General features: G+C 45.7%; 18 protein-coding genes. 14 read left to right on the top strand and 4 right to left on the bottom strand.

Annotation, left to right across the window (positions count from 1 at the left end; all coding sequences use genetic code 11):
- The first annotated feature begins 52 nt into the window (after nt 1-52).
- The gene (locus PAEAM_RS12155; protein WP_165789899.1) at nt 53-2,887 is read left to right on the top strand and encodes an S-layer homology domain-containing protein; all 2,835 of its coding nucleotides are present in this window, start codon (nt 53-55) and stop codon (nt 2,885-2,887) included.
- A 340-nt stretch (nt 2,888-3,227) separates the two neighbouring features.
- A complete protein-coding gene (locus tag PAEAM_RS12150) occupies nt 3,228-3,896 on the top strand; it encodes a pectate lyase (RefSeq protein WP_036606151.1) in 669 nt (222 codons plus the stop codon).
- A 180-nt stretch (nt 3,897-4,076) separates the two neighbouring features.
- Here PAEAM_RS12150 and PAEAM_RS12145 read toward each other — a convergent pair whose 3' ends face one another.
- Complete coding sequence (locus PAEAM_RS12145) at nt 4,077-5,030, bottom strand: copper amine oxidase N-terminal domain-containing protein (protein WP_100527724.1); 954 nt, start codon at nt 5,028-5,030, stop codon at nt 4,077-4,079.
- Between the two features lie 689 nt (nt 5,031-5,719).
- Here PAEAM_RS12145 and PAEAM_RS12140 point away from each other — a divergent pair.
- From PAEAM_RS12140 to PAEAM_RS12095, 10 genes are all read left to right on the top strand, one after another.
- The gene (locus PAEAM_RS12140) at nt 5,720-6,313 is read left to right on the top strand and encodes an ECF transporter S component (RefSeq protein WP_036672660.1); all 594 of its coding nucleotides are present in this window, start codon (nt 5,720-5,722) and stop codon (nt 6,311-6,313) included.
- On the top strand, nt 6,314-7,885 hold the full coding sequence (locus PAEAM_RS12135; protein ID WP_100527723.1) for an ABC transporter ATP-binding protein: 1,572 nt from the start codon (nt 6,314-6,316) through the stop codon (nt 7,883-7,885).
- Nucleotides 7,860-8,654, top strand: coding sequence for an energy-coupling factor transporter transmembrane component T family protein (locus PAEAM_RS12130; RefSeq protein ID WP_100527722.1), 795 nt, complete (start codon nt 7,860-7,862; stop codon nt 8,652-8,654). Before PAEAM_RS12135 ends, PAEAM_RS12130 begins: the two co-directional genes overlap by 26 nt.
- A 101-nt stretch (nt 8,655-8,755) precedes the next feature.
- Nucleotides 8,756-11,059 (top strand): outer membrane protein assembly factor BamB family protein, encoded by a 2,304-nt coding sequence (locus tag PAEAM_RS12125; RefSeq protein WP_100527721.1) that lies wholly within the window; start codon nt 8,756-8,758, stop codon nt 11,057-11,059.
- 131 nt (nt 11,060-11,190) lie between these two features.
- Complete coding sequence (locus tag PAEAM_RS12120) at nt 11,191-12,000, top strand: methionine ABC transporter ATP-binding protein (RefSeq protein WP_100527720.1); 810 nt, start codon at nt 11,191-11,193, stop codon at nt 11,998-12,000.
- The gene (locus PAEAM_RS12115; RefSeq protein ID WP_100527719.1) at nt 11,997-12,668 is read left to right on the top strand and encodes a methionine ABC transporter permease; all 672 of its coding nucleotides are present in this window, start codon (nt 11,997-11,999) and stop codon (nt 12,666-12,668) included. The genes PAEAM_RS12120 and PAEAM_RS12115 overlap by 4 nt, the downstream gene beginning before the upstream one ends.
- Nucleotides 12,669-12,732: 64 nt before the next feature.
- A complete protein-coding gene (locus PAEAM_RS12110) occupies nt 12,733-13,572 on the top strand; it encodes a MetQ/NlpA family ABC transporter substrate-binding protein (protein ID WP_165789898.1) in 840 nt (279 codons plus the stop codon).
- 424 nt (nt 13,573-13,996) lie between these two features.
- Nucleotides 13,997-15,994: a methyl-accepting chemotaxis protein gene (locus PAEAM_RS12105; protein ID WP_100527718.1), complete on the top strand. Its 1,998-nt coding sequence runs from the start codon at nt 13,997-13,999 to the stop codon at nt 15,992-15,994.
- A gap of 69 nt (nt 15,995-16,063) precedes the next feature.
- Entirely contained in the window at nt 16,064-16,369 is a 306-nt protein-coding gene (locus tag PAEAM_RS12100) for a PAS domain-containing protein (RefSeq protein ID WP_100527717.1), read from the top strand.
- A 259-nt stretch (nt 16,370-16,628) separates the two neighbouring features.
- Nucleotides 16,629-19,790, top strand: a complete 3,162-nt coding sequence (locus PAEAM_RS12095; protein ID WP_165789897.1) for a hybrid sensor histidine kinase/response regulator — start codon at nt 16,629-16,631, stop codon at nt 19,788-19,790.
- Between the two features lie 21 nt (nt 19,791-19,811).
- On the opposite strand, the gene PAEAM_RS12090 is transcribed toward PAEAM_RS12095, so the two are convergent.
- Together PAEAM_RS12090 and PAEAM_RS12085 are read right to left on the bottom strand one after the other, a co-directional pair.
- Nucleotides 19,812-20,486: a response regulator transcription factor gene (locus tag PAEAM_RS12090; RefSeq protein WP_100527715.1), complete on the bottom strand. Its 675-nt coding sequence runs from the start codon at nt 20,484-20,486 to the stop codon at nt 19,812-19,814.
- A 155-nt stretch (nt 20,487-20,641) separates the two neighbouring features.
- Entirely contained in the window at nt 20,642-21,505 is an 864-nt protein-coding gene (locus tag PAEAM_RS12085) for a helix-turn-helix transcriptional regulator (protein ID WP_091034663.1), read from the bottom strand.
- Between the two features lie 138 nt (nt 21,506-21,643).
- Between PAEAM_RS12085 and fabF the strand changes: the two genes are divergently transcribed.
- The gene (gene fabF / locus PAEAM_RS12080) at nt 21,644-22,882 is read left to right on the top strand and encodes a beta-ketoacyl-ACP synthase II (protein ID WP_100527714.1); all 1,239 of its coding nucleotides are present in this window, start codon (nt 21,644-21,646) and stop codon (nt 22,880-22,882) included.
- A gap of 124 nt (nt 22,883-23,006) precedes the next feature.
- On the opposite strand, the gene PAEAM_RS12075 is transcribed toward fabF, so the two are convergent.
- The gene (locus PAEAM_RS12075) at nt 23,007-24,236 is read right to left on the bottom strand and encodes a nitrate/nitrite transporter (RefSeq protein WP_047844097.1); all 1,230 of its coding nucleotides are present in this window, start codon (nt 24,234-24,236) and stop codon (nt 23,007-23,009) included.
- 428 nt (nt 24,237-24,664) lie between these two features.
- Here PAEAM_RS12075 and nirB point away from each other — a divergent pair, with 428 nt between their 5' ends.
- Nucleotides 24,665-26,779 carry a nitrite reductase large subunit NirB gene (gene nirB / locus PAEAM_RS12070; RefSeq protein WP_100527713.1) on the top strand — a complete coding sequence of 705 codons (2,115 nt, stop codon included), beginning with the start codon at nt 24,665-24,667 and terminating at the stop codon, nt 26,777-26,779.
- Nucleotides 26,780-26,798 lie beyond the last annotated feature (19 nt).

Genomic DNA, 26,798 nt, shown 5'->3' with positions numbered 1-26,798 from the left:
ATATATTAGTGGATTTACCAACCAGAAGCCTACTGAGGAGTGTGTTTTAGTTTTGAATTCAAAATGGAAAAAGTTTAATCACAAACTATCGTTAATGCTTTCTACGTCTCTGATTGTTTCTATGTTATCTATCAATTTATCTGTATCGGCAGAAGTGGCTACATCTAAAACTTCTTTTACTGATATTGATAATTCGTATGCCAAAACGGAAATAACCAAATTAGTAGAACAAGGAATACTCACAGGATTTACTGATGGGACATTTAAACCTTCCGATTCGGTAACACGAGCTCAATTAGCAAAAATTATGGTCGGTGCGCTTAATTTAAAGCCTGATAATGTCGAAGCAAGTCAATTCAGAGATGTAAAGGAAGATCAATGGTATGCCGGATATGTAGGTGCACTTGTCAAATCTGGAATTGCTCAAGGTACCTCCAAAGATAGCTTCTCGCCTAATAAAAATGTGACAAGAGAAGAGTTGGCTGTATTTTTTGTTAGAGCCTTTGGTTGGGACAATCAAGATCTAACGAGTCAAACATCCAAACCACAACTCTCAGATTTGGGTCAAGTATCCAACTGGGCGAAAGATTCTGTAACACTAGCCTATCAATCTGGTTTTATCAAAGGATTAGTCCAAAAAGATGGAACAGTAAAATTTAATCCATCAGGCATAGCAGATCGACAGGCGCTAGCTAGACTTGCATATGAGTTTGTGATAAATAAGTCTACATATGATAGTTACATGGCTCCTACCAAGACAGAGATTGATACTGAAGATTCAAATGAAGTAAAACCTGAAACAACAAAACCTTCTGAAGGTAAGAGTAAGGGAAATAGCGGTAGCAGCTCCGGAGATAAAGGGAACGGAAGTAACAATGGTGGAAATAGTGGAGGCGGGGAACAAGCCCCTAGTAATAATCTCTCTGCTCCAGGTACATATACTCTTGGTAATGTAACTGGAAATATAACTATTAGTTCCCAAGGTGTCGTTCTAAAAAACACCAAAATAAATGGTAAGCTGAATATACTTGAGTCCGTAGGAAATGGTGACGTGATTCTTGATAATGTTAATGTCACGGGAACTACTGAGATTCAAGGCGGAGGACCAAATAGTATTCATGCAGTGGACTCGGTTCTTGCAACAGTGATTGTTGACAAAGCGGACGGTAGTATTCGTTTGGTCCTTGAAGGTGGAAGTGATGTTCAGCAGATTGAGATTAGATCTGGTGCAATCGTACAGAATGTCTCCACAGGTGATGTCGGACCGATTGAAATAGCAGAGTCGATTCCCCATAATTCTTCGGTAGTGCTCAGTGGAAGCTTCGACTCTGTTATGGTTCATGCAGAACAAGTTTCAGTGGAGTTCGGAGATAACTCCACCATTGGAAATCTCGAAGTGTTCCAAGAAGCATTGAGTACAGTGTTTAAAATTAACCATGGTGCTGTAGTGAATCGGGCTATATTAAATGCAATCGTACAATTTTCTGGAGCGGGAACATTATCTTCTGCTCTGGTCAATGTAGAAGGTATTGATTTTAGTCAACTTAATCAACCCCCAGCTATTGAGGTAGATCCTACAGTGACTAGTATAGTTTATTCACCTCAAGAAACAGAGTTTTCAGCAATTGATTCGACCCGTCAGATCGTATTCATGGGTATCGCTACCTCAACGATCAAAGATATCACTTCCATTGCAGAATGGAATGTCGAGGATAGCACTATTGCCATTGTTGACTCAGGCAAGATTCAAGCTAAAGGCAACGGTACGACAGTGGTAAAAGCCAAATATGGAGATTTCGAAATCAATGTTCCAGTAACCGTTGCAGTCTATAACGAAGGAACAGTCTATCCGACACTCAAAGGGATTCAAGTTACAAATGGAAGTGCAAAGTTGAATTTTTCTGAGGGTTTGGATGTTTCTGAACTGACTGCAAATGATTTCGTAGTTCGTGCCTATTTTGATGGGGCGGAACAACAATTGAATAACTTGCAGTACCGCAATGGCGAACTTACTTTTGATGCTATTAATAGCTACGGAGCCACATTGTACATCACTGTGGAGTCAGATGTTAATAAAACACATTTTGCAGGAAGCCAAAGTGGTGCAATCAAACTTACAGGATTCGGTGGTCACATCAAGGATGTAGCTGGAGCACTGGTTGCAGATTTAAGTATTTCGTTTAGAAAAGGCCTGGATAACAAAACAGGTGAAATTGTCGGTACTGTCAAAACGAATACTCAAGGAAACTACTATATCAATCTTCCCCCAGGCATCTACACAGGTGAACTTGGAGGTGGAGATACAAAATATATTACAACTTATCTCATTGGTGTCTCGGCAGTAAATGTGGAGAATAAACGTGAGAATCAAACTGCTATTGAAATACCTACACAAGATGAAACACGCTTCGTGTTAACTTGGGGTAAAGATCCAGTGGATCTGGATTCACACCTCGTAGGTCCAGCAGGTGATGAGGGAATGTTCCATACGTACTACTCTGATAAACAATATTATAATAATGGCGAACTTATGGTTGATTTGGATTTGGATGATGTAACGTCTTACGGACCTGAAACGACAACCATTCGTCATTTACTTCCTGGAACGTATACATTCTATGTTCATCATTTCTCTGGATCAAGCACAATCAAGAAATCTGGTGCCAAAATTGACGTGTTCCATGGTGCTGTAGCCACCCCAAGTGCAACGTATACTGTAGCAGATGCCAGTGGTAATGAAAGATACTGGGTCGTTCTCAGAATGATCGTTTCTGAAGAGGGTGTGGTTACTTATGAAACAGTAAATGAATTTACCAATCTTGACCCACTCACTTCACTTCAACCATCGGATGAAATTAACGAAGATGAATTGGAAACTCTAGAGTAAAATAGAGTACTTAGATTAGTTTTAAATCTATCATGTAGAAACCCTGTCTATAAAAAGACTAAGGGTTTCTTTTTTTGTAGGAAACTTTTGGTGGCTTAAATAGAGCATATCCGAAGTTGATATCGGTACATAACAAGTAGACATGATACCTCAAAGCATGTTGAAACATCAGGCTCTATGCTGGAAAATACAAACGTGATCTAATGATTATTCTAGTTACCTTCCTTATTTGGTAGGATTAGGTTGTGGGTCGGACTGAGGTGCACCTCTGACGATCTTCCAGGACAAGCTCAGCCTTGTACAATACTAAAAAACAAGAGAATAAGGGAGGAATAAAGTTATGAAAAAAATGTTGACGTTGTTACTGTCCGCTGGTTTGGTTGCCTCTATATTTGGTGCAGTTCCGGCTGCGGCTGCGCCTACGGTTGTAAATTCAACTATTGTTGTTCCAAAGGGCACGACCTATGATGGTCAAGGCAAAACATTTGTAGCTAATCCTTCCACACTGGGCGACGGATCTCAAGCAGAAAATCAGAAGCCAGTCTTCCGTCTGGAGGCAGGGGCCACGCTCAAAAACGTAAACATTGGATCACCAGCTGCTGATGGTGTTCACTGTTATGGCAACTGTAATATATCGAATGTGGTCTGGCAGGACGTGGGCGAGGATGCACTGACATTGAAGTCTGCCGGAACGGTTAACATTACCGGTGGGGCAGCGTATAAGGCTTATGATAAAGTGTTCCAGATGAATGCAGCTGGAACAATTAACATCAAAAATTTCCGTGCAGATGATATTGGCAAACTGGTTCGCCAAAATGGTGGAACTTCCTTTGCAGTTAACATGACGCTGGATAACTCCAACATTTCCAATGTAAAAGATTCGATTATGCGTACAGACAGCAGCACATCACAAGGGAAAATTACGAATACCCGTTATTCCAAAGTACCAACGTTGTTCAAGGGGTTTGCTTCAGGGAAAACGAGCCAGTCTGGGAACACGCAATATTAGACAGGAGATTGAATCGCTGGAGTTGGTAAAAGTTTAAGCTCCGCTTGTAATTTGAAGTTAAAATATAACGCCAAAAAGAGCGTCCCAAGGTCATTGCCACAATGACTTTGAGGGCGCTCTTTGTAATGCAGATGTGATAATATATTTCTGCTGAGCAATGTCTTATAGAGGATGCTCAGACTATTTCTCTCCCGGAACTTCAACGATGACTTTGCCTTTCTCGGGGACAACAGAACCGGTATCAATAGAGCCCAATTTGTTCATGATCTCGTAAGAGGTTTCTTCAAGCATGCGAGAGTACTTGAATGATACGAGTGTTTGACCTGTTACGGAAGGACGAGTCCCTGCTTCAGCAACGGCTTTGTTTTTAATAAAGAACAGGTCACCGATGGTCCCGGCATTTTTGCTGATGTTAGCCTGCCATTGTAGCAGTGCACTTCCATTTTTAAGGATATAATAACTGATCAGATCGTTATACTCAACAACGAAGAAACGATCTTTTTTACCTTGCTCAAAGATGTATTCAATGGATGAATCCACCGGACCCAAAGGATTGCGAATGTCCAGACGTGCTTGTCCCAGTTCAGAGAAGCGTGGCAGATGCAGTGCGGCTTCACGCGCCACAGTCAGATCGGAACTGTTATATTCTTTTACAATCGTAGCATCGGTAGTGTAAATGTAGGCTTCCTTGGCCTTCTGGTTCCACTGCACCTTGGCACCAAAAGCTTCACCGATGGCACGGAGCGGAAGCATCGCTTTACCATTCACCAGAATCGGCGCTGAGGATAATGTCGCATTCTGACCGTTTTTCTTCATTGTTTTGCTGTTAGGTGTAAGGACATACTTATCGCTGCCTGTGCTAATGCTGATCTCTTTTGTTTTGTTATTGTAACCAAACGTATAGTTGCCGAGGAATTGAAGCTCCGTCAATGCCACGTACGTAATACCCTGCCGTATGACAACATCATATTGAGCTTGAACATTGTTAATATAAGCTGTCGGTTTAGGTTTAGTTGTTGCGGCTTCCGCCACAGTGGATGAGAGTAAGGCAGGTGCCGTGCCTGCGGTGAGTATCGAAGCGGCAAGGACCATTTTCCATGTTTTAAGCTGCCAAACAGAATTGTAATCTTTCATCACTATCAATCTCCCTTCTAATGTTTAAGACGGACTACATAACCTAAATGTTTCATATTATGGGAAGTGAACCATCAGATACTTTCCCCTGTTACCCCAAATGAAGCATGATGATTTTTCTAGGGATTGCCACAAATACCCATCTGATGTACATTAGAAGCAATGAAATAAGTGAACCGGGAGCTCAATGAAGTTGGGCTGAGAGAGTGGCCTTGTGCTGCTGACCGTACATCTGATCTGGGTAATGCCAGCGTAGAGAACATGGATTTGCGATATGTAAGGGTGAATTGTGGGAATGAACGTGGATGAACAACAGACCTCTTTGAACTGTGGTGGTGTATCTGCCAGGGCGGAGGGGTGCTGGTTGATATTACGTATTTTCGACATCCATCCAATACATCATTGTGAAGATTGTCCACTGTGCGTGAGGCCTGCCCGGAACCGGGGAGGCTTTTTCTTTTATTTTTAGAGGTTGTTCAAAAAGTCTGCTTTTGATTACGAAGGATGCCTGACGGCATCATCAGCATCGAATATGGAATTCAGCCGAAATGTCCGTTGCTCACGTAGTTTTCCCTACGCTCCGCTACTCCATTTCTAGCTTCATCCCATCTTCTTGGTACTGAAAACCAGTCTTTTTGAACACACACTTTTACAACCCCCACAGGGAACAAAGGAAGGGCGTAGAGAACATGGCAACAACAGCAGGCAACAAGCGATTGAAACTAACGGATATTCTGGTAACCATCGTGATCGCAGTAGTGTTTGGGGTGATTTACAAGATATGGGGACCTACATATGACTTGATGAAACCATTTGGCGTTCATGCGGAGCAGATGATCTACGGCATGTGGTTTATGGCGGGCACGTTTGCTTTTGTTATCATTCGTAAACCAGGCGTGGCTATTCTTGCCGAAGTTGCGGCATCAACGGTAAGTGCTTTTCTGGGTAGTGAATGGGGCATGTCCACACTTGTATACGGTCTGTTGCAAGGATTGGGAGCCGAGATATTCTTCGCCGCATTTTTGTATCGCAAAACCAATCTGTTTGTCACCTGTCTTGCAGCCATAGGAGCCGCAGCGGCTTCGCTTTTGCTGGATTACCAGTACGGGTATATTGATTCACTCTCGGCCTGGAACTACACGTTATTTATCGGATTCCGCTTCATCGGAAGCATCTTGATTGCTGGAGTGTTCGCTTATTATCTCGCCAAAGCATTGGAACTGACTGGTGTGACACGCTCACTTAGACCGGTATCCAAACAAGATTATGAGGCGCTGGATTAGATGAACGGGGAAGGGAATTCGCAAGCGGTAAGTGTAACTAATCTAAGATGCAAGTTCCCGGGAGAGAAAGCCTTGGTATTTCAAGGCTTGTCTCTTTCTGTGCGTCAAGGAGAGAAAGTGCTGTTGCTTGGCCCAAGTGGCTCCGGTAAATCAACGTTATTGCAAATTCTGAGCGGTCTGATACCACGTTCGGTTGAGATTCCGATGAAATGTGATGATATTCAGATTCCCGCCAAAGCAGGAGTGGTCTTTCAAGATCCGGATACCCAGTTCTGTATGTCATTTACAGATGAAGAGATCGCATTTGTTCTGGAAAACCGAAATATTCCGCGTGAAGAGATGCCTGCTCTGATTGAATATTATCTGAAACAAGTGGGGTTATCCTTTGAACAGAATCGTGTATTGATCCAGTCCATGTCTCAGGGGATGAAGCAACGTCTTGCGATTGCTTCGATGCTTGCCATGGACCCGGAGGTATTGTTTTTGGATGAACCCACTGCACTGCTGGATGATGAGGGGACTTCCCAGGTGTGGGATACGGTCAGACGGATCGCCAGTGACAAAACAATCATCATCGTTGAACACAAAATAAACGAGATTGTGGATATGGTCGACCGCATCATTGTGTTATCACCTGAAGGAAAGATTGTGGCGGATGGGCCAGCACAGCAGGTATTTACTCATGAACGGGAAAAGCTGAAGGCTTATGGAATCTGGTATCCGGGTGTGTGGGATGAGCACGAGCAGGCAGCTAAGCAAGAAGAGGGAAGTGCTTCTGGAGAGCTTCAAGTGTGTGTGGATCACGGCATCTCAAGTTTGGAAGCACAGCAATCGTCTGGCTTATCCGATACACCGGGTATATCCCCCATATCTCACGTCTCACCCTTATCACCTGTATCACCCGGCTATCAGCCTGCACTGGACTTGCAGCAGTTCACCGGATGGCGTGGGAAAACACCCTTCATTCAGGTAGAACAGGCCAAAGTATGGCATGGGGATTGGATTGGTATTGTCGGAACTAATGGAGCTGGCAAGAGTTCATTGTTGTTATCTCTGATGAATATCCTGAAAACAACAGGTCATTATGAGGTGGACGGTCTGCCTTCTGGCAAAACGGAGCAGCTTGCAGATCAAATTGCATTTGTATTTCAGAACCCGGAGTTTCAATTTGTGACTAACACCGTCGCGGAAGAAGTGGAATTTTCATTGCTGGGGAGCAGGTTGACAACGGAAGAAAGACTTGTCAGGACTGATCATATGTTGAATCAATTTGGACTAATCGACCTCTCCGAGCGCCATCCCTACCAATTATCGATGGGGCAGAAACGACGCTTGAGCGTTGCCTCTGCACTGGTGAGAGAGCAGCGAATACTGCTGTTGGATGAACCTACTTTTGGACAGGATGCCCGCAATACGTTTGCCATGTTAGCTCAACTGGAGCAATTGCGGAGAGAGGGAACAGCTATTGTTATGGTTACCCATGATCGTGAAATTGTAAAAAGATATTGCACCCGAATCTGGACGGTAGATGAGGGGAGGTTAACTGATGCAACTGTCGTTTCCTCACCGTGAAACCTGGCTTCATAACGTCAATCCGGGATTAAAGATGATCATTCTGACGATGATGTTTGTCATCGTTATCCTCATTCACAATCTGAATGTAATGGCCAACGTTGCGGTGGCGATGATGTTATTACTGTGCTGGACAGGTCATCCGTGGTACAGATTGATACTGTACGCATCACCATTCATTCTGGTTTTTATCTCCACGTCTACAGGTATGATGATGTTTGGTAAGGGCGAGACCACATGGTATAAGTGGGGATTGATCCACATAACCGAAGAGAGTTTCTATCGCGGTCTACACTTGGGTTTTCGCTCGCTGACTATGGCCGCGGCAGGGTTACTCTTTGGTCTTACGACCAAGCCTGTTAGACTGTTTTATTCTCTGATGCAGCAGTGGCGGCTTCCGGCAAAATATGCCTATAGCTTTCTGGCCGCGATGCGCATGATCCCCATTTTGCTGGATGAATTCCAGACGCTCCGTTACGCTATTCGTATTCGTGGAACACAGCAACGTGGCTCTCGCTGGAATGTGTATGGTACACTCAAGCGTTACGCTATTCCGCTGCTGGCACAGAGCATTCGCCGTGCACAGCGAATGGCGGTAGCGATGGAAGCGAAAGGGTTCACAGATGGCGCGAGCCGAACGTATTACATTCAGATTGGCTATTCGCGAGCTGATCTGTGGTTTGTATTTTATTATATGCTCACCTTAACGGCTGCTTATTACATCGGGGTTACCTTTCCTTATCATGCTACGATGGTGGATGTAAGGTAATACGGGCAGATAGATAGAAATATATTGAGGTAAACGGTAACTTTTTCCTTTTAACTGCGTCTCTATTGGAAATAACTTCTAATGAATGGGGATGAACGAGAGTGAAGACGGGTCCTGACTGGCAGAGAACGGGGTACAAATGGATTACCATGACTGGATTATCAGCTGTGCTGTTGACGGGCTGGATGCTGCTGGATTCCAAAATGGTCGCCCTTGAAGGACAAGCTTCGGCTACAACGCCACAAGCATTGGGGGCAAGTTCCCAAGTCTTAACTGCAAAGTTAGCTTACAAACAAGGAGACACCGTTACGCTTATGAATGACATCCCTCTGTTCAAAAACAGAAGGGGCGGCAGTGTGGCTGCTGACCAGATGGGGATTGAATACTATACAACAAAAAACGAAAAGTATACGTTGGCCTCGGTTCGAGGTGAGTGGGTGCAGCTTAAGTCAACCGAGCATGGAGACTTTTGGCTGCCAAGTTGGTATGCACTGAAGGAGAGCAGAAGCATGACGGAAACAGCTCCCCAAAGCTTCACGCTCCGATCAGGCAGTAAGTTGTATCTGGCTCCGGATAGTTCTACAACTTGGTCTAGTGAGAGAGCGCTAACAGATAAGGCTGTTATTGTTGCAAAGTGGAAAGGCTGGTATGGGGTCTCCATTGCCCCACGAGTCTGGAATAAAGAATCCTTCACGTATCGGCCAGGACTCTTCTGGATCAAGGCACAGGCTATAGAACAGCGGATGAATGTGGCGGATGGTTGGTTCCAACAGGATGCATCGCTACCAACTTCGGTTATACGCCATCTGACAGATATTAAGCTGAACAAGGCAACCACCTCCAAACAAGTGGCTGGGTGGTTAGGCGAGCCGGATTGGAAAGAGAGTTCAAGCAATCTAAATTTCACGGGTGATTCAATGAGTATTGGACAGTCCTGGAGATATGAGCGGGAAGATGCGCAATTTCTGGTCACATTCAACAAGAATGGCAGACTGGTCAGAACACGCTGGAATTTAGCACAGGATAATCGAAATGCTGTTGTTTCCGATTGGAACATCAGTCGAGCGGATGAATATGGGTTCACAACAAAAATCTATGGCACAACACTGCCAACGACAATCCCTTGGAAACCGGTATGGACCAACCAGGGGGATATTAACTACACTTTTTTACAAGCAGCCACGGATGATGTACTCCTGATGAAAGGGGATGACGGTGGATTTAGCGGGGATTACTACGAAGGTTCTATATATGCCCTTGACCGACATTCCGGCCAGCAATTATGGGAGATCAACGGGGGTTTTGGAAGACAGCAGGCAGTGGTGGATGCAGAGCGCAAATACGTTACAATCTACACCGATTATGACCCTGATAAGAAAAAATACGTGGATCATATTCGTCATTTGAACTTGAAGAACGGAAAGGTCACGTGGACGTACACCCCTAAGCAAAATTTTAGACTAAATGGTATCACCGCTGCGAAGAACGTTGTGGTTGTGGATACCCCGGTTGTTGAGAGCTCAAGCAACAGTTGGTTAACGGTTCTGGACAGTGCAAACGGAAAAACATTGTGGACGCGAAAACTGGCTAAGGGTTATGAATTATTGAACAAGAGTGCAGATGACCCCTATGTGTTGTATTGGGAAAAGAATAAGCTAGTTGCAGCCGATCCGCAATCGGGCCGAACCGTATGGAGCTTGAAAGCTAAACGATCTACCATAGAACAATTTTGGAATGATCCATATTTTGATGGAATCGAACGTATGGATCCCTTTGCAACCACGAATGCTGAAAGATGGCTATCGTTAGATAATCAGTGGCTTCTGCTTGATCTGAACACGGGGAAAAAGCTTGCCCAATTCCCTGCTCGGGTAGGACAGAGATTTGAGGCGCTGGATGATGGCATGTTGTTGATCCGTGAGAACAAAAACGGCGATCATTACGGCGAATATGAAGATTTTACAACCACCCTGTATGATGCCAAGACAGGCAAAACACGCTGGACGCTCAAGGGCAAGATTGAACGAGGACTGGTGGAAGAGGATCAGTTGTATGTGATTAAGAACGGTTATCCAGCGGCTGTGGATTATAAAACGGGGGAGACGCGTTGGAATGCCAAAGATACGATTGCAACACTAAGGCATCCGACGAATCAGGGAAGTTATCTGGTCATTGATGATCAGTTGCTGTTGCCCATGGACGAAAATCTTCTCGTAATGAACAAAAAGAATGGAGCACTGTTAGGTCGTGTACATGACGTTGTGATGGGAAACCCGGAGCACCGGGACCGGGATGCGAAGAATGGAATGATTAACCGGATCGGTAATGAAGTGTATGTGGGTTCGTCCAACGGACGTTTTCGTGTACATGAAGCCAGCCGCCTGCAGGAGGCAATCTCACCTTAAAAGCTTGTCTCGTAAGGGATGTTGATTTATTATAAATGAACAGGCTTGCTCGCGCTCCGGTTATCGGCTGTGCGGGCTTTCTTCATGTGTTCTTGAAGAACCATGCATGATCATTCACGGGAGGACTCTCCATGATCTCATTATATGGTGTAAGCAAACGTTATAACGAGCGCGGTTCCCGTGCAGATCAGGGATTCGAAGCATTAAGCTCGGTGTCCCTCGAAGTGGGACAAGGAGAAATACATGGCATCATTGGATCAAGTGGTGCAGGCAAATCCACACTTCTGCGGATGCTCAACGGGTTGGAAAAGCCGGATGATGGTGAGGTTGTTGTGAATGGGCAGCACCTGACCCAGATGAATGAACAGAGTCTGCGTCAGGCACGAAGATCCATTGGTATGATCTTTCAACACTTCAATCTTGTCAGTAACCGAACGGTGAGTGGCAATGTCTGCATGCCATTGGAGCTTGCGGGTATGCCCCGTGCGCAGCGAGTTGAACGTGGACTTGAGGTACTGCAGTTTGTTGGACTGGAAGACAAGGCGGGTCAATATCCTGCTCAGCTTAGCGGAGGACAGAAGCAGCGTGTGGCGATTGCACGAGCGCTGGCCAGTCGTCCGGATGTGCTGCTCTGTGATGAACCGACCTCTTCGCTTGATCCACAGACCACGAACGGTATCCTGGATGTGCTGCGTCATATCAATGAAACGCTGGGCGTGACCATTGTTGTAGTAACGCATGAGATGGAAGTGGCTCGCAGACTATGTCACAGGATATCCGTCATGAAGGATGGGCGACTCGTTCGTACGTTGTCTAAAGCGGAAGTGAGCAGTATCCCTACTCCGCAGCCTGATCTGCTGACCTCCTTGCTTGCGGGTGACGAATACGGGATGACAGGTTCGTCTCTGTTCCGTAAGGCAGAACAGGAGGACAAGTCATGAAGTTACCTGAGTCTGTGCTGAAGTATCAGCATGAGATATGGCAGGCGATCGGAGAGACTTTTGTTATGGTGGGCATCTCTATTGCGGCAGCTGTTCTGATCGGGTTACCTCTGGGTACACTGCTGTACTTATTCCGTAGAGGACAACGGTATCAGAATCAAACGCTGTCCTTTGTACTCGGCAGTATCGTTAACATCGTTCGTTCGTTTCCGTTCTTACTGCTGGTTGTATTCATGATTCCATTCACACGGATTGTTGTGGGAACGTCTATAGGTACGTTGGCGGCAACCGTGCCACTCTCGGTCATTGCAATTGCCTACTACGCCAGACTGGTGGAACAAGCGTTGCTGGATGTACCGAGGGGAGTGGTTGAAGCTGCTGCTTCCATGGGGGCATCGACGATGCAACTTGTGGTGAAGTTTTTGTACGTGGAGGCACGATCTAGTCTTGTACTGGGACTCACAACAGCTACGATTAGCTTCATCTCCTACTCGACGGTGATGGGTATTGTAGGTGGCGGCGGTGTTGGTGACTTTGCCATTCGCTACGGTTATCAGCGCTTCGAAACGGAGATTATGGTATTTACGATCATCATTATGATTATCCTGGTACAGATGATCCAATTCACAGGTAGCAGACTGTCCCACTGGCTGGATCGAAGATCCTGAACGGTTGGACCGTGCATTATTACGAATAACCAATACAGATTATACGATGAGGGGTAGACATGAAATGAAAGTGAAAATGATGCTTATGTTGCTTGCAGTAATGCTGGTTGTAGTTGCTTGTGGCAAAAAAGAAGAAACACCTGCGGCTGAAGGAACAAAAGAAGATACACAAGCTGCACAAGAAGTTACGCTGAAGGTAGCCACGTTGATTCCACCGATGACAGATGTGCTCGATATTGTTAAACCGCTATTGAAGGAAGATGGCGTTAACCTGGAAGTTGTTGTGTTATCAGATAACGTACAGCCGAATACGGCACTGGCGAACAAGGAAGTGGATGCAAACTTCTTCCAACACGTGCCTTACATGACCCAGTATAACGAAGCGAACAATGCCAATCTGGTGGCTGTACAGCCTATCTATAATGCCATTTATGGCGGCTACTCCAAAAAGTACAAAACGATTGAGGAATTGCCAGAAGGTGCAACGATTGCAATTGCAAACGATCCTTCCAACATTGGTCGCTCTCTTGTGATGCTGGAGCAGAACGGATTGATTAAGCTGAAAGAGGGCGTAGGTTTTAACGCCACACAGGCAGACATCACCGAGAATACAAAGAACTTCAAGTTTGAGGAAGTGGACTTGTTGATGCTGGCTCGCATGATGGATGATGCTGATCTGGTAGCCATGACTCCGGCATATGCCAGTCCGCTCGGTCTTACACCGAAGAAGGATGCACTGTTAACCGAGAAGGATGATTCCCATTTTGCAATCACCATGGTTGCCCGTGAGGATAATAAGGACTCCGAAGCCATTCAGAAGCTGGCTAAACGCATGGCGGGTCCAGAGGTCAAAGCCTTCTTCGAAGAGAAATATGCAGATATCGCGATCCCGGCATTTAAATAGAGAATACGTTGGTCCAATGTAAATAACCTTTAGATCTGAGCGATAACGCTTGGATCTTTTTTTTGTCGTCCGCTTGCTTATTAACAAGTATTTAGAAAGTTAACAATTTGGTCATATCCCCGGAACACTTTATTTAATAGTTTTTTCGTATAATTTGTTTGAAAATAGTTCTTTTGGATTATAAATTAAGAGATTTGTTCGAGTTTTGTAGTGTAAAGAGTGTTTTTCACAAGAAGTGAGACCTAGTTTTTTGAAAAGATGGTTTACAATCTATGAGAGCTATACAAGAGCTATATAAGTTGTATGAATCATTCAGCAATTGGCAGGTTGTTCTGTCATCGGAGTGGCAAGTGTAAATAATCACTAGTTCAACTTATAAGTAGATCAAGTAAAACTAAAATTTATCTGGAAGAGGTAGAGAAATTTGTCCCGAAAAAATAGCAAATCGAATTGGTTCAACAAGATCCATAATAACTTTAAGACGAAGTTGATCGTGTCCTTTATTGCTTTCCTGGCCATTCCTTCGTTCAGTATTGGAGTTTTATCGTATAACAGTGCAAAAGATGAAGTGGAGAAGCAAATTTTACATAGTGCGATGGAAAATGTGAACCTTGCCAGTGCAACGATAGATCTTTCAGTCAATACCAAGCGGAATCACATTGAATATTATGCGAATACACTTGCAGAGCAATTACGACAAGAAGATGCCGAGGTTCGGGTTGTGAACGAATTGAAGGGGTACGCTGCACAGAACAAAGATATCATCACCATAGGTGTAGGCACAGAAGCAGGTGTGTATCTGATGTCCTCTGATGCGGAGATGCCTGAAGATTACGATCCGCGAACAAGACCATGGTACACAGAAGCGATGGGTACTCCACAGCAGGTCATTGTTACAGACCCTTATGTTTCTGCCGAGACAAAAGAGATTACCATTACGATTGCGAAGGCACTGGCAGACCAATCTGGTGTGGTCCAATTGGATCTCAATCTGGCGGACATTAGTCAATTGGTTAGCGGAATTAAAGTAGGAGAAAAGGGACATCTGATTCTGCTGGATGCCAGCGAAAAGTATATCTATCATCCGACGATGGAACCTGGAACAGATGCAACAGAAGATTTTTGGACACAAGTGTATACGAATGAATCCGGTAACTTCAACTATACCTTTGATCAGGTTGATAAGGTCATGTATTACGCCACGAATGCATCCACGGGATGGAAGGTCGCAGGCACCATGTTTTCTTCTGAAGTAGAGGATGCCGCTGCGCCTATTCTGAATCGAACGATTATGGTCATCGTTTCCTGTCTTGTCATCGGAATTTTGATCATCTGGCTCGTGATGCGATCGATTGTTAAACCGATTCGTCAGTTGAAGGATCAGGCGATCCAGGTGAGTGAAGGGGATCTAACCCAAACCATTACTAGCACAAGCCATGATGAGATTGGTGAACTGAGTGATGCCTTTGGCAAAATGCAGCACAATCTGCGTGTGCTGATTCAAAATGTGGAGAACAGCGCCAGTCAGGTAGTCATCTCATCGGATGAAATGACTCAGAGTGCGGAATCAACCAGTGCAGCCAGTGAGCAGGTAGCGCGAGCCATTCAGGAAATTGCGAGTGGTGCGGAGAAACAGACCGAAGGTATTGAACATAACCATGAGGCCATGAATGAAATTACGATTGGTATTACAAGAATCGCCGAACGTTCCATACAAGTTGCTGATTTGGCTAAACATACAACGATACAAGCAGAAGAAGGCGGCAACACCGTCAAGCAGACGGTGAGTCAGATGCAATCGATTCAAGAGACGGTAGAACAGACAAACCAATTGATTCAAGCGTTATATGAACGATCACACCAAATTTCAGCGATCACGGAGTTAATCGGAAATATAGCCAAACAGACAAACCTGCTCGCGCTGAACGCATCCATTGAAGCTGCTCGTGCAGGTACACATGGCAATGGATTCGCCGTTGTAGCAGCAGAGGTTCGTAAGTTGGCAGAACAATCCGGGCAGTCTGTCAATGAAATCACCGTGCTGACTACGGCGGTTCAGGAAGATATGGCTGCTTCCGTTCGCATGATGGAGAAGGTGACTTCAGAGGTTGGAGAGGGCATGGACATCTCTACAGAAGCGATTCGAAAGTTTGAACGTATTCTGGATAGCATGCGGGAAACGACACCTCAGATTGAAGAGATTGCTGCCACGTCGCAAGAGATCACAGCAGGTGTGCAGGAAGTATCTGCTGTATCCAATGAGTTGGCAGGCATTGCGTCAGGCAACGCCGCAACTTCCGAAGAAGTGGCCGCTTCCTCAGAGGAGCAACTGGCAGCGATGGAGCAGATTTCTTCCTCGGCTCGTGGCTTGTCCACCCTGGCTGAAGAGCTGCAGCGCCTGATTAGACAGTTTAAGTATTAAACGGGATCGTAGAAGAGAGTATCACAGGGACAGCATCACATCATGTTTCATTAGAGGGAGTGGACAACCATGCAACTGGAACTCAAAGCCTTCTTACTGCTAACGGATGCGGTCATGATTACAGATGAGGAGGGTGTGATTCTGGATGTGAATTCCGTTTATGTAACCAAAACAGGATTCTCACGGGAGAGCACCATAGGTCAGCCTGCCCGATTGTTAATGGATACCCACTGGAGAGGCAATCAGACCTGGTCCGGCGTTGCCAAACTGATGAAGGTTGATCAGGAAGTGTGGGAAGCCCAAGTTACGATTACATCGGTTCATTTGGATGATTCTCTTTTTTATATCAGCATATTTAATGATGAATTTTTATGAAAAAAAACGTTGTTTGGTGATAAGGGGATGTTAGCTGAAAGCAGTAATTATTTTCAAAAAAATGGTCAATATCGTCAATTGAATAAGGGAGCACGGCATACTATGATTTGTGTACTGAGGAACTGCGACCATGAATCTGACAACATTCATTGAATGCATGAAATCCTGAAGTCGTAATGTGGACGGTGACCATTTGCTACGCGATCTTGTATTAAATTTCACGCTAATTTTGATCTTTGTTTTCCTAATTCATCACTATTTGAACCATACAAATGCTACCCGTTCAACATCCATCACGACTCGAATCATTATTGGTATTACGCTGAGCATGTTGGGCACGGCGCTCTATTATTTCTCTATTGTGCTTGAGGATGGTACATTGTTGAATTTCCGGGCCATTGTGTATCTGCTTGCTGCTTATTTTGGTGGGAGTGGCTCTGCTTTCGTTACTTTTGCATTCATGTGGATGTTTCGGATTAATATGGGGCGTAATCCCTTGTTGGAGAACTGGCAGTATGCGTTGACAGAGTTGTTATTTGTCGTAGCCATATGTCTGATCTTTAAGTATATCAGGGGATTTATACAGAAGTGGTTGTCCGGAGCGTTGCTGTTGATTACTGTGTATGAGTTTTCTGCACTAAAGACCAATTCCCCTTCTCTGCTAATGATGGGGCAGATTCTCTTTTTTCAATGTATCTGCCTACTGTCCGTTATATTATTTCTGTATTATCTGAACCAAAATCATCGATATAGGAGATTGGTCATTCAGAGGGATCAGGAAATGCTAGAGATGCTTCGTATGCAGCCGGGTTTTACTTTTAAAATCCGAAAACAGAACGGAAAATTCGAGTATCTTGTGCTTGAGGGAGAGATGCTCTCCCGACTGGGCTTGGATATGAGTAGTCTGAAGCAAGATTACAAACTGGGCACATTGGATATTTTACCTCAGGAAAAGGTAGAATTTCTGCGAAAGCAGTTTAACCGGGCATGGGAAGGGGAATCTTTTTTTTACGAGATTGAGCATGGAGGTTACTATTCGCTGGTGAACGTTCGCCCTCTGCGAGAAGAGGGTGTGGTGAAATATGTCGTGGGATATGGACTTGATATTACGGAACACAGAGCGGTTAAACGAAGGATTCAAGAAAGTGAAGAGCGATATCGAACACTTGAGCGGGTGTCGGCAGACTGGTTTGTCGGTTTGGATAACAACAGATATATTGTGTCAGTGAATCAGAAATTTCTGGATGTTCTCGGTCTCGGCAGGCAGGAAGTGATTGGGCGTCAGCTTGAAGAATTGTTGTTCATTGAGCAGCTGGAGAACTGGTTGTTCGTTTTCCAAAAAGCCTTACATCACAATATAACACAGGATACGGAACTGAGTTTCATTGTTGGAGAAGGTCGTGAGCAGCATGTTCGGGTTCACCTATCCCCTGTTAAAGTATTAAACTCGAGTGAGAAAATCAAGGCAGTCATTCAAGACATTTCGGATCACTATAGACGTGTTAAGGCCGACAAAGCAAGCCAGGCGAAGAGTGAGTTTCTCGCATTCATGAGCCACGAGATTCGTACCCCACTGAGCGGTATTATCAACTTTTCGTTGTTGCTTCAACGGACAGATCTATCTCCACAACAAAAGGATTATTTGAGTAAAATCAATGCGTCTTCACAAACCCTGCTTACTCTGGTGAATGATATTCTTGATTTTTCGAAAATAGAGGCAGGCAAGCTGATTTTGGAGAAGGTCTCTTTTTCACCAGAGGATGTGATCAAACGTGTGGCAGATCAGATCGGTGTGGCCATCGGGCACAAAGATATCGAAGTGATCTTTACAACCGATCCCGATCTGCCATTAACGGTGATTGGTGATCCGTTCCGACTTGAACAGGTGTTATTGAATCTGCTCAGTAATGCGATTAAATTTACGGAGCATGGATATGTAACGTTGCAGGCAGAGGTTCTTTCATTGGAGGCGGAGCGAGTTCATGTCCGTTTTGAGGTACAGGACACGGGAATCGGAATGTCACCCGAACAATTGGAACGGCTCTTTGTCCCGTTTACTCAAGCGGAACCCTCGACGTATCGAACATATGGTGGCTCTGGTCTTGGGCTGGTCATCTGTTACCTTCTGGTCACCTCTTTGGGAGGAAGCTTGCGGGTGGATAGTGTTTTGGGAGAGTACAGTCTGTTTTCATTCGACTTGATATTGGAACTTGCAGATTCAGAAGAAGAAGAGAGTTTCTCCCTGCAGACACACCCTCTCTTATATGGTGCGAATGATGTGGTTATCATTGAAGATGATGAACGGATGGGGGCAAATTTGAAGCAGCTACTCTATTCATTCGGGATGAATCCGACGCTGTATACTTCCTTGAACCAGATGATGGAAAGTGATTGGTATGTCCATCATGTAGATGGGGCAAGTTCGATGTTGATCATGTTGGATATGGATGCAGAGGAGACCGTCAACGGATCGTCATGGGATAGTTTCATGAAGCGAATGAATCAAACCAAATTTCAAATGGTGGGTTATACCCATGCTTTTAGTGAAAATGCCCTGTGGAGTGAGGAGAGATCCTTTCGCCCGGATCTCATGATGATCAAACCGATTACACGTCTGGGATTGTTCGAAGTATTACTTGCACTTCAGGGTGAAGGGCCATTGGAGAAAAAGCGGATGATAGAAGGTGATGAATCCTACTTGCTTAAATCCAAAGGGCACATTCTGATCGCTGAAGATCATGAAATCAATCAACTGGTCATTCGGGCCATGCTGGAACATACCGGATTCAAGGTGACACTGGCAGACAGTGGCACAGAGGTTTTGAAGAAATTGGACGAACAAACATGGGAACTGATTCTGATGGATCTCTATATGCCAGCTATGAACGGAATTGATGCAGCGCGACACATTCGCAAGATGAGGAAATATGATCGTACACCCATTATTGCGCTTACAGCGAATGGTTTAAAAAGGGACCATGAATTATATCTTGAAGCAGGTATGAATGCCATCCTGACTAAGCCCATACATGAACAGCAGCTCGCAGACATTTTGGAGATATGGATTGATCTAAAAGGCATAAGAGAAATCAATGGAATTGATGCAGATAAGGCGATTAGACAGATGGACGGCAAGCCACATATTCTGCAATATGCGCTCACGAAATTCAGAATGGAGTATGGCTCGTTTCAGAAAAAACTGGCGATTCAGCTTCAGCAACAGCAGATTGCTGATGTAATTCGTAGTGTTCATTCTCTTCGAGGCGTAGCTGCGAATCTGCATGCAGTGGACCTGATGTGTGCGGTTCTCCAATTGGAATCGCTCTTGTCCCGTCCGTTATTCAAAGATGAGGAACAGCGTTCAGTATTGGAGAAGGTACAACAGGAAATTGATAAAATTACCGAGTCTCTTCCATGGTGATCGGAATGAAGCTGTGTTGTTTTAAGGTGTGAACTTATATCCGACCCCCCAGATGGTTTGAATGTATTGGGGGTTTTTTGGATTGACCTCAATTTTTTTGCGAAGTTTGGTAATGTGCACATCGATGGTGCGATCATTAATGTAGGCATCAATACCACGAATGGCTTCAATTAGGGCATACCGACTGTAGACTTTGCCAGGATTGAGAATAAACAGCTTCATGATCTCAAATTCGGAGAACGTCATCTCCACGCGCTGGTTATTTAACAGAACAGTTCTTCGGGCCAGATCGAGAGATATTCCGGATTCCTGTTCAGTGACAACAGAGCTGTTTAATATAGAGTAACGACGCAATACGGCCTCAATACGTGCCTTCAGCTCCTGCATACTGAAAGGCTTACATACATAGTCATCAGCCCCGTCTGTTAATGATCGAATCCGCTCAGAAACCTCCGTTAAGGAAGAGATGACGATGATGGGAATTGCTGTATGCTGACGTATGAGAGAACAGGGATTCTTGCCTTCCGAATCAGGGAGCAATAGGTCAAGAAGCAGGATATCAGGCCGCGCTTGAAGTTGTAGAAGACCATCTCTTACGTTAGCGACACGGATAACGTCATACCCCTCACCTTGCAAATACAGGGATAATGTATCTCCTAACATGTTATCGTCCTCAATGATAAGCACTTTGGTCATGATATTCCTTTCTGAATCCACTTCGTGTAGAAGGTCTATCTAGGATCCATGGGTTAGCTTAATATACTTGATCATGTATACCCTGATAATTAAAATATGCAACAAAAGAATGTCAGGATTCTAACATGATTGGGCAAGACCTGAGAGATTCTGAGTCAATGCTTGCCAAGATGTGGATCAGCTTCACGCTCGATCAGGCGCATCAATTTACGCTCGGTAGCGCTCTCTGGCGCAGGGGTGTAGACACTGCAACGCAGATCGGAACTACCCTGAACCTGCAACGAAGTCAGATCAAACAACATTTTGCCTGCTTTGGAATGCCTGAATTCGATTAATACGTCCGGGGCACTACTGACGCTGCTTTGTTTCCAAAGGGTATGAAAATCGGGATGTCTGTTCATCATGTCATCCAAAAATAAATTATACCATTCATCATCAACATACTGGCCATAATAAGCACGAAAAATCGCCAGAAATCCGCTAACAAAATCCTCCCAGTTCACCGCGAGCCTGCGAAACTCCTTTCGATCAAATAACAGACTGATCATATTCCGTTGTTCGGGGGCAATCTGTTCAAAATCCATAAAAACATGCCGGGCTGCATCATTCCAGCCGACAATGTAACAACGCCGATCCGAGATCACGGTAGGACAGTGATGAAGCTCTTGCAAAATTTTCTGCAAAGAAGGGTGAAGTTGAACCGGTTCTTCTTCTAGTGTTGGCAGCTCCGTATGATGCTCCATGGCGAGCGAAAACAGATACTTTCGTTCATCGGCAGTAAGCCTCAGTGCCGAAGCAATGTTGTCCAACACGGAATGGGATACCTGAATATCCCGACCTTGTTCAAGCCAGGTATACCATGTTGTACTCACTCCTGCCAGTTGGGAAACCTCTTCTCTCCTCAGCCCAGGCGTTCTTCTCCGACTTCCAGTGGGTAAACCGACCGATTCGGGAGAAATTTTGGAACGCTGTGTTTTCAGAAAAGTGGACAATGCCTGCAACCTGACATCGTAGTTCAATCCATCACCTTCAATCATCGTTATCATGGTAGTCATTATACTATTATAATTGACAACTTGTAATAGGATATTCAAAAGTGCACTATTAGTGGCAGAGCGTAAGAGTAAGGTAGACAACAGCGCTGAAGGAGGATGGACATGGAACGAGTCGTGATTACAGGAATGGGAGTTATCTCTCCTTTGGGAAATGATGTAGATACATTCTGGAATGGATTAATTGAGGGTAGATCAGGTGTATCACCTATAGAACATTTTGATACAGCTTCGTACAAAACCAGAATGGCAGGAGTGGTCCGTGATTTTGATGGTGAAGAGCGTTTTGGACGCAAGGAAGCAAGGCGTATGGATCGATTCGTTCAATTTGCTGTTGCTGCTGCGGATCAGGCTGTATCACAATCGGGTCTTGTGATGGATGAAATGGACCGTGAACGGGTAGGTGTATATATTGGTTCAGGCATAGGCGGCATCCAGACATTGATGGAACAAGGCAAGGTCCTGTCAGAACGGGGACCTGCGCGAGTCAGCCCAACACTGGTACCCATGATGATCTCCAATATGGCTGCGGCTATGGTCAGTATGAGGTTTGGTTGTTGGGGACCGACATTGTCGCCAGTAACAGCTTGTTCCATTGGCAATACAGCCATTGGAGAGGCTTTCCGGTTAATTCGTCATGGCGGAGCCGATGTCATTATTGCTGGCGGGACAGAAGCGGCTGTTACGGAAGTGTCCCTGGCAAGCTTTGGTAATGCGACAGCGTTGTCTACACGAAATGAAGCGTTCCAAGCAGCTAGCCGTCCATTTGATGCAGGGAGAGACGGTTTTGTCATGGCGGAGGGTGCTGGAATTCTGGTTGTGGAATCACTGTCTCATGCTCTAGCAAGAGGGGCGAATATTCTTGCCGAAGTGATTGGATATGGTGCCAGTTCAGATGCGTATCATATGGTAGCTACCCACCCGGAAGGACGGGGGGCATATCTGGCGATGAAAGCATCACTGAAAGAGGCTCAGATTGGACCTGAGGACATTGATGTGATTAACGCTCATGCCACCAGTACGGAGGCAGGTGATCTGTCTGAGACAAGAGCGATTAAGCAACTTTTCGGGACAGGTGCCTATGATATTCCGGTCACAGCAAATAAGTCTATGACAGGACATATGCTTGGTGCAGCAGGCGGTGCGGAGGCGATCTCACTTATTCAAAGTCTACGGCATGGCATCATTCCTCCAACCATCAATCAGGAGCAGAGGGACCCCGAATGTGATCTGGATTATGTACCAAACGAGGCAAGAAAAGCGGATTTGCGGATTGGGATGTCTAATTCCTTTGGTTTTGGCGGTCATAATGCGGTTATAGTTCTTCAAAAATATTCATCTTAAGCAAAAAAAGCAGCCTTAAGTAGAAAGAACAGCGCAGCCCCATCGGGCTACGCTGTTCTTTGCTTACTTCGACTTCGGGAACATCCACATACACCGTACCATTGGTTAATGGCCGAGTGGTTGCTCAGGAAGAAAGGGACGTCGATTCCGCCATGCCTTTGTTACCTCGGCTCAACCAGCTCACACGCCAGCGGGATTGCATGAAGAGAACCAGGAATAGGGAAGCTGCTGCAATCAGGCTAAGAATGACAAAACCTGGCGTATAAGATTGATAGCTGCTATACAGTTGACCGAGAATCAGCGGCAGTGCATACCCGCCCAATCCGCCAGCGGCACCTACAATACCTGTCATCAGGCCAATCTCATTGCCGAAACGTTGGGGAACCAGTTGGAACACAGAGCCATTTCCGGCTCCCAGACACATCATACCGAGGAACAACATGACTACTACAACAGGAAGCGGTGGCATGAAGGATACTCCGATTAACATGATGCAGGCTCCTGTGTACAGGAAAGTCAACATACGGGTTCCGCCAATTTTGTCCGCCAGATAACCCCCTACAGGCCGGAAGAAACTGCCTGCGATTACACAGAAGGTGGTAATGTCAGCGGCACGAACTGGAGAGAGCCCATACTGGGTGTTGAAGAAGATGGTGAGATAGTTACATAATCCAACGAAGCCACCAAAGGTCACACAATAGAAGGCACAGAATACCCAAGCATCTTTTTGTTTAAGCAGACTTCCATATTGGGACAATTTCTTGGGTTCAGGCCGGTTAGGGCTATTCTTGGCAAAGATAGAAAAGAGGATGAATACAATAACGATCGGTATAATAGCAAGTCCGAACACAACTTCCCAGCTGCCAAAATGCGTAGCCAAGCGATTGGCAAACAACGTCGCGAGTACGGTTCCGCTGTTACCCGCCCCGGCAATACCCATGGCCAGACCCTGATGCTCCTTGCCATACCATTGGCCTGCCAGAGGTAGCGCAGCAGCAAAGGAGGCGCCTGCGACACCAAGCAAGAGTGCCACCACGTACAGTTGGCTTAAAGAGTCGACCCATAACCAGCCGAGTAACAAAGGAACTAAGGTGACGAGCATCCCGATCTGTGCGGTCAGTTTCGGACCAATATAATCAGACATGAAGCCAAGCACAAGGCGCAGGATGGAGCCGCCGAGAATAGGCAATGCGACCAGATTGGCTTTTTCCAGCGGAGTCATCGGATAATCCAACGCTATGACAACTGCGAGTGGACCAAGCATCCCCCATATCATAAAACTGATGTCAAAATACATAAACGCCCCGAAGAGGGTGGGCTTATGCCCGCTTTTCCAAAAACTTTTGCTCTCCATCATCCATCATCGCTCCTCATCCAATTGAGATCTTTGTGATTTGTCTATGTGCTTGTTAAGGCAGAAAAAGGCCGCAATTCGTCCAGATATGAACGATTTGCGGCCCCGTTGCCGACAGGCGGTACACGTCATTGTGTTCCCGCATCTGAGTTGATCACAGCACTGTGATTTTGATTCAAATTATAATCAAGAGAAAATATATATGTCAACAAAAATTACATGTAATTTTAAATAATTCATTTTTTTATCTTCATTCGCATTTTTAATGTCAATTTAGTTGACATTAGATTGAGATTCCCTTAATCTGAATCTAATATGAATCCACACAAAGGCGTGTGGATTCCGGAGGCAACGGTGCCCTTTTCCGAATCATGGAGAAGGGATTTTTCTGTTTATTTTCAGGTGAGAGAGAGATAGGGGGGCAGCCCATGAGTAGAAGCAAACTGGTGATTATCGGGAATGGCATGGCTGGAGTGAAGTGTGTCGAAGAGATTATAGCACTGGAGCCTGATACGTATGAGATTGTAATCTACGGCAATGAACCCCGTCCCAACTACAATCGGATCATGTTATCAAAAGTATTGCAGGGTGAGCATTCGTTACAGGATATCATTATCAATGATTGGACTTGGTATGCCGAGCATCATATACGGCTATGTACAGGTGAAACGGTACACCGCATTGATACCCGTGGAAAATATATAGAGACGGAATCCGGACTAAAAGAAACCTATGATGTCCTGATTCTGGCGACAGGGTCTTCACCTTTTATCCCACCGATTCCGGGAATTGATAAAGAGCGGGTCATGTCCTTCCGAACGATTGAGGATTGTACGCGCATGTCTGATTATTCTAAAACCTATCGCAAGGCCGCCGTCATTGGTGGTGGATTGCTTGGGCTGGAGGCTGCGCGCGGGTTACTGCATCTGGGCATGGAAGCTGTGGTGGTCCATAACGCACCTTACATTATGAACCGGCAGTTGGATCAGAAGGCTGCCACGATGCTTCAGGAGGAACTTGAAGGGCAGGGTATGTCCTTTCTTTTGGCCAGAAATACGCAAAAAATCACCGGACGATCGCAGGCGCAGGGGCTGCTCTTCACAGATGGTTCCAAGCTTGAAGCTCAGGTTGTCATTGTCGCTGTAGGGATTCGGCCAAATGTGGATCTGGCCAGACGAAGTGGAATTGCAACCAATCGGGCAATTATGGTAGATGACTATATGTGCACCAGTGTACCGGATATCTACGCAGTTGGGGAATGTGCTGAACATCGGGGAATCAGTTATGGTCTGGTGGCCCCCTTATACGAACAGGGGAAGGTACTCGCACGTACGCTCTGTGGACAGGAAACGCCTGAATACAAAGGATCTATTCCCTACTCACAGTTGAAGGTATCGGGGGTTGATGTTTTCTCAGCGGGTGAGATCAGTGGGGAAGGCATGCAGACCGCAATTCAACATCTGGATGGCATTCAAGGCACATATAAAAAAGTACTGATGCAGGCTGGCAAAGTGCGTGGAGCCATTTTATTTGGAGATACAACCGAAGGAACGGCATTGCTTGGACTTGTGCAACGGGGCGCAGATGTGGCGGAATTGGCTCCGCGTGAAGGGGCTCCGGACCCGGCTGAGATGGCTGCTGCGGCATTACCGGCTCAGGAGACCGTATGTGCCTGCAACAATGTGACCAAGGCTGCGATAATGAAGGCCATTCAGGAACAGGGTCTCGAGACGGCAGATCAGGTGAAGGAGCAGACCAAGGCGTCAGGTTCATGCGGTGGCTGTCGCCCGATGGTGGCTGCTCTGTTGAAACATACGCATAACCTGAAAAATAACGGGGGTACTGGCGTGGTAGCCACACCAGATAAACCTGCTCCAATGCCTGTTTGCAGTTGTACGGATCTTGGGCATGCAGAGTTGAAGGGAATACTGGCTGACATCAATGTTCTGGAGACAGGGCTACCAGACATATCTTTGATCTTGCAGAAGCTGGGTTGGGGTTCGGAGCTTGGTTGCTCGGTATGTCGTCCCGTAATTCATTATTACTTACAGGTATCCGGTGGAACGATGGTTGTTCGAGAGATCGAAGCTCACTCAGAGGTTCAGGTGCGCTGGGATGATCAGATCCCGCTTTCATCCTATGCAATAGATGCCAAGGGGTTGGCTGCACAACTTCGTGAGAGTTGGATCGGCGCTGCGATGCCGTCGCCGGTGAATATGGGAGTCGCACCAGGGCCGGGATCATTGGTGAGCGCACTGGTGCAGGATATCGGCTTGTTGGCTTCACCAGCTGGGTGGGAGATCTACGCAGGCGGTCATGCAGAGCATCCGGTCAAACAAGGTGGCTTGATTGGGGTGGCTGAAACAGAGGTGCAAGCGGCCACACTTGCATCAGCCTGCCTTCAATGGTATCGCCAAACCGCTTGGTATGATGAGCCGTTATGGGCATGGACGGAACGATTGGGATTCATGTCGATTCGGGAAACGCTGCTGGATGACCAGTTACAGAAGGAACTGGCAGCTTCACTTCAAGCTGATATATAGATGAAAGGCGGGGATGGAA

This window comes from Paenibacillus sp. GM1FR (genome assembly GCF_002803315.1).
Taxonomy (GTDB): Bacteria; Bacillota; Bacilli; order Paenibacillales; family Paenibacillaceae; genus Paenibacillus; species Paenibacillus amylolyticus.
The sequence above is the reverse complement of the archived record's forward strand: the minus strand, read 5'-3'. Positions and strand labels throughout refer to the sequence as shown.